The organism is Ferruginibacter sp. (assembly GCF_031430955.1).
In the GTDB taxonomy this organism is placed as follows: domain Bacteria; phylum Bacteroidota; class Bacteroidia; order Chitinophagales; family Chitinophagaceae; genus Ferruginibacter.
Window position 1 is genome coordinate 1 of sequence record NZ_JANPCM010000561.1, and the last position, 5,189, is coordinate 5,189.

The window sequence follows — 5,189 nt, forward strand, 5'->3', positions numbered from 1 at the left end:
CGGTAACAAACTCCACCACATTAGCACCCATATGGCATTGGCCATTGAATGATGCGGTTGGTTCAATTTGTAATTTTCCGGCGTACAAATCACCATCCACCACTGCATTGCCATGCAGGTACAGCAGTTCGGCAACTTTTACTTTACCGGTTACTTTACCTAAAACATCGGCCTGCTTACCATCAATGTCGCCTTCAACAACACCATCGGCACCAATTAAAACTTTTGCTTTTGAAGTAAGGTTACCTTTTAGTACGCCGTCAATGCGTATATCGCCATTGCTTTGTATGTTGCCGCTAATAGTGGTTCCTGCACCAATAATGGTGGTGGAAGTGGCAGTTGATTCATCAAATGATGATTTGGATTTGGATTTAAACATATTCTTTAGTTTTTGAGGTTGAAAAATTTTCAGTTCAATCGTCGCTATTTTCTAATTTGGGTAAATCCAGTTTGTTGGTATCTAATTTTGGAACACTGCCCTGCAATACTTTTTGTAAATCGTTAAAATATTGCTGCTTGTATTCCAGCGCCTTTTCAATTGAATCTGTTCTTACTTTAAGCACCCTGTATTCTTTTACCTGCTTGGAGTTGCCGTAACCCACACCCGGTAAATAATATTTTAACGGTGTAAAAACTATTAATGCAACCGTTAATCCCACTAATAAAACAAAAAGGGTACTTAAAGCAATATATACACTCAGCCTGTTTAATTTAAATTTCACCACCTCTTCGTAAGTGTCTTCATTCATCACCACTAATCTGTAACGGTTCCGCAGCCTTTTTAACGTGTTGTTAGCGTCAAATTTTGACATATTTTTTTTTGTGGAAGATAAAAATAATTAAAGCCTGCTTAAAAAGCAATAAATGTGCAAAAAAGAGTAATACTACTCGTTAAAACCAACCGTAATAGGCGAAGCAGTTGCGGCGCATCTTAAAAAAAGATTAAAGTGTAATCAGCCAACACCTTTCTTGAAACAATTACTAAAAATAACCGATATTTATGCCTGTTTTCTAACCTTTTGATACATGCTGAAAAGAACCATTGCTTTTATTTTTTTATTTTTTGCTGTTAACAGCTGTTTTTATAATTTAATGGCTCAGCCTACCTGGACCATTGACCCGTTTGGCAAAGAAAAAAAACCAGAAAAATACGAGAACAGAAAACTGGGGTCAGAAAAAACTGCTGATAAAAAATTCACCACTTCAAGGCACCTTATACAAAATACGGTAACCCATTACAATTATTATTTTAATGCCAATAATAAAGTTAATGCAGTGGTGGAAAGAGCCAAACTAAGTAATAAAGACGATTACAGTAAACTGCTCCCCTTCTATCCTTATTCATTAGAAAATACAGCATCGCAAAAACAAGAACTGGATTCTATTATTTACAAAAGCACCGCCGGTATTTTATTGCATGATTTAAGAAACGACTGGGTGGATAATATGTACCTCCTTATTGGTAAATCTTATTATTACCGAAAAGATTTTGATTCGGCAGCAATGACATTTCAGTTTATCAACTACAATCTTTTTCCACGCAAAAAAAAGGAAGATGATAACCGTGTAGTAGGTGGTAATGAATCGGCAAGTGGCAGCAATATCTCTATTGCCAATACAGAAAAAAGAAATTTTTTACAAAAAGTGGCATCGCTTCCACCAAGCCGCAACGATGCATTAATATGGCTTGCCCGTGCATTAATTGAACAAAACGAATTTGGCGAAAGTGGAGGCCTCATCAACACTTTACAAAACGATGCCAACCTGCCTAAACGTTTACAAAACGATTTGGATGAGGTAAATGCTTATTGGTATTTTAAACAATCGGGGTACGACAGTGCTGCTGCACATTTAGAAAAAGCTTTAACCAATGCTGATGATAAACAGGATAAATCCCGCAGGGAATTTTTACTGGCACAGCTGTACGAAATGAATGGCCAAACAGAAAAAGCATCAGCGTATTATGTAAAAGCATCTAAACATACAGTTGATCCGCTATTAGATATTTACGCCAGGTTGAATGATGCTAAAATGTACCGTACTGGTGATAACTTAAAAGAGTTAGATAAAAGCATTGCCACGCTTTTAAAAATGGCAAAAAAAGATAAGTTTGAAGCTTACCGTGATATTGTTTATTATTCTGCCGCACAACTATTGTTGCAAAGACCCGATACAAATGCTGCCATAATTAATTTTGATAAAAGTGTTCGCTACAACGAAAACAATATCACCTATAAAAACAAAGCATTTTTACAATTAGGCGATATTGCTTATAAACGCAAAATGTATAGAATGGCTGCCAATATGTACGACAGCCTGCAAATGAGTGATACCACTTTTACCGACAACCTTGCAGAGGTTCAAATAAGGAAGGCTGCATTAACAAAAATCGTTGATCATATTACAACAATAGAAAGAGAAGACAGTCTGCAACGCATAGCCGCACTTTCGCCAGCCGAGAGAGAAGCCTTTGTAAAAAAATTAGTAAAGAAATTGCGTAAAGAAAATGGTTTAAAAGACGATGGCAGTAATACCGGAAACGATCCGATCACCTTCGGCAGTGCAAATAATCCTCCTGCTGATATTTTTGCAGCTAATACTACTAAAGGAGAATGGTATTTTTACAACAGTGCTTTAAAAACAAGGGGCTTTAGCGATTTTAAAAGCAAATGGGGTACAAGAATTAATGTAGATAACTGGCGTAGAAAATCGGCAATTGATCAAACTTTACAAACCAATGCAGGCAATATTACTGCAGCACCGGGTAAAGATGGAGGATCCGCTACCGCCGCAACGCAGCTAACAGAAATTACTTACGATGGCCTTATGCAAGCGCTGCCGCTTACCCTGGAAAAAATTGACACCAGCAACAGCATTCTTTCCAGCAATTTATTAAGCCTTGCAAAACTTTATCAAAACGAATTGGAAGATTATGAAGAAGCGATAAAAACTTACGAAGAAAGTTTACAGCGCTTTCCTGATAAATTAGCTGACGGTGACATTTATTTAGGTTTATATTATTGCTACAACAAATTAGGTAATAGCGAAAGGGCTAATTATTACAAAAATTTGCTGAACACTAAATTTGCCAGTTCCAACGCATGGAAGATGGCAAATACACCTGCTGCATTAAACCCCAAAACAAAAAACCCCGAAGCAACAAAAACTTACGAAAACGTTTATGATCTTTTTATAGAAGGAAAGTTTGACAAAGCCTTAAGTGAAAAGAAAAAAGCAGATTCTTTATACGGCGTAAATTACTGGACACCGCAATTACTTTATATAGAAGCATTGTACAATGTAAGAATGTGCAACGACAGTGTTGCAATAGATGGCTTAAATACATTGATAGAAAACAATCCCAATTCGCCTTTAAAAGCCAAGGCCGAAACTATGATTGATGTAATTAAGAGAAGAAAAGAAATTGAAACTTATCTTACCAATTTACAGGTAACCCGTGCCGAAGAGGATGTTGTTTTAATGGCAAATGATAATCACCCGGCAGTAAAGCAACCGGTAAAAATAGTTAACGTTCCGTCGGTTATACAAAAGCCTGCAGTAGCAGCACCGGTAATAAAAGATACTGTTGCAAAAGCACCCCCGCTTTTAACCAATGGTACGTTTGTAATAAAGCCCGATTCGCCACACACCGTTATAATGCTTTTAGAAAAAGTAGATGGTGTTTATATTAACGAAGCAAAGAATGCTTTTACCCGTTACAATAAAGAAAATTATTACGGCCAAAAAATTGATATTGTAAAAGATGTAATTGATGGCGAACGCAGCGTATTAATTATTTCTTCTTTTACAGATGGTGCCACAGCATTGCAATATTATGAAAAGATAAAAAAATCTGCTGCAAGGGAAGTATCGTGGTTGCCGGCAAATAAATATTCATTTTTTATTATTACCGCCGAAAATATGCAGGTGCTAAAATTAAATAAAGATATTACCGGTTACAAGGCCCTGTTAAATAAACAATATCCCGGCAAGTTTTAACAGGCATTATTAATAAAAAATAAATGAGAAAGGTATTTTTGTACTTATCATTTAAACTAACCCCCTTAACTCTTTATATTGTATGAAACGTTCTGTAAAAATTTTTTGGCGGATATTTTTTGGCGGATTAGCTTTTGTGGTACTGCTATTTGTGGGTGCCAACTTTGGATTGCTTGGCAAAATGCCTTCTATAAAACAATTGGAAAATCCCGAAGCTGATTTAGCAACAGAAATTTACAGCAGTGATGGTATCCTTATGGGTAAGTATTACTCAGAAAACCGCAGCGAAGTAAAGTACAATGAAATATCACCAAATGCCATTCATGCTTTAATAGCAACAGAAGACGAACGCTTTTACGACCACTCTGGCATTGATGCACAGGCTGTAGGAAGGGTGGTATTTACTGCGGGTACACAAGGTGGTGGCAGTACTATAACCCAGCAGGTAGCCAAAATGATGCTTGGCCAGGGAAAAGGGAATATTTTGAAAAGAGGTATTCAAAAAATAAAGGAATGGATTGTTGCTGTAAAATTAGAACGCAATTTTACCAAAGAAGAAATTATTACACTTTATTTAAACAGGGCTCCCTGGGCAAATGTTTTTGGTATCCGCAATGCATCAAGAATGTATTTTCAAAAAGAACCAAAGGATTTAAAAATTGAAGAAGCCGCTGTATTAATTGGAATGTTAAAAAGTTATTACTACAACCCCATAACACGTCCTAAAGAATCGATGGACAGAAGAAATACAGTAATAAATCAAATGGTAGTTTGTAAAGAAAAATATTTAACTGAAGCTGAAGCAACAAAATTAAAAGCCAAACCGCTTATTACGAATTTTAAAAAATTAGATGAGAATGTAGGTATCGCCCCATATTTCAGAGATGTATTAAAAGATAAATTGAGAGACTGGTGTCTTGCTAATGTAAACCCAAAAACAGGCGAACCTTATAATCTGTACAGAGACGGATTAAAAATCTATACTACCATCAACAGCAAAATGCAGCAATATGCTGAGGAAGCAGTGGTACAGCACATGCCGGTAATACAAAAAAAGTTAGACTGGATAATGAAAAACAATGGTGCAAAAATGTGGAAAGGCCACGAAGCTACTATTGAAGCAGCAATGAAATATACTGACCGCTGGAAAAATATGTCGGAAGAAAAAATTAAAGAAGCCGACATTAAAA

4 protein-coding genes are annotated in these 5,189 nt (G+C 36.2%); 2 read left to right on the top strand and 2 right to left on the bottom strand.

Features of this window, described 5'->3' with window-relative positions:
• Positions 1–379, bottom strand: a 379-nt coding sequence (locus ACY65O_RS16055; RefSeq protein ID WP_462221876.1) for a bactofilin family protein, incomplete at its 3' end; no start/stop codon positions are given.
• A gap of 34 nt (positions 380–413) precedes the next feature.
• The gene (locus ACY65O_RS16060) at positions 414–812 is read right to left on the bottom strand and encodes a hypothetical protein (RefSeq protein ID WP_462221877.1); all 399 of its coding nucleotides are present in this window, start codon (positions 810–812) and stop codon (positions 414–416) included.
• Between the two features lie 214 nt (positions 813–1,026).
• On the opposite strand from ACY65O_RS16060, the gene porW reads away from it, so the two are divergent.
• Both porW and ACY65O_RS16070 read left to right on the top strand, forming a co-directional pair.
• Positions 1,027–3,999 (top strand): type IX secretion system periplasmic lipoprotein PorW/SprE, encoded by a 2,973-nt coding sequence (porW, locus tag ACY65O_RS16065; protein WP_462221878.1) that lies wholly within the window; start codon positions 1,027–1,029, stop codon positions 3,997–3,999.
• Between the two features lie 82 nt (positions 4,000–4,081).
• On the top strand, positions 4,082–5,189 hold a 1,108-nt coding region (locus ACY65O_RS16070; protein ID WP_462221879.1), incomplete at its 3' end, for a transglycosylase domain-containing protein.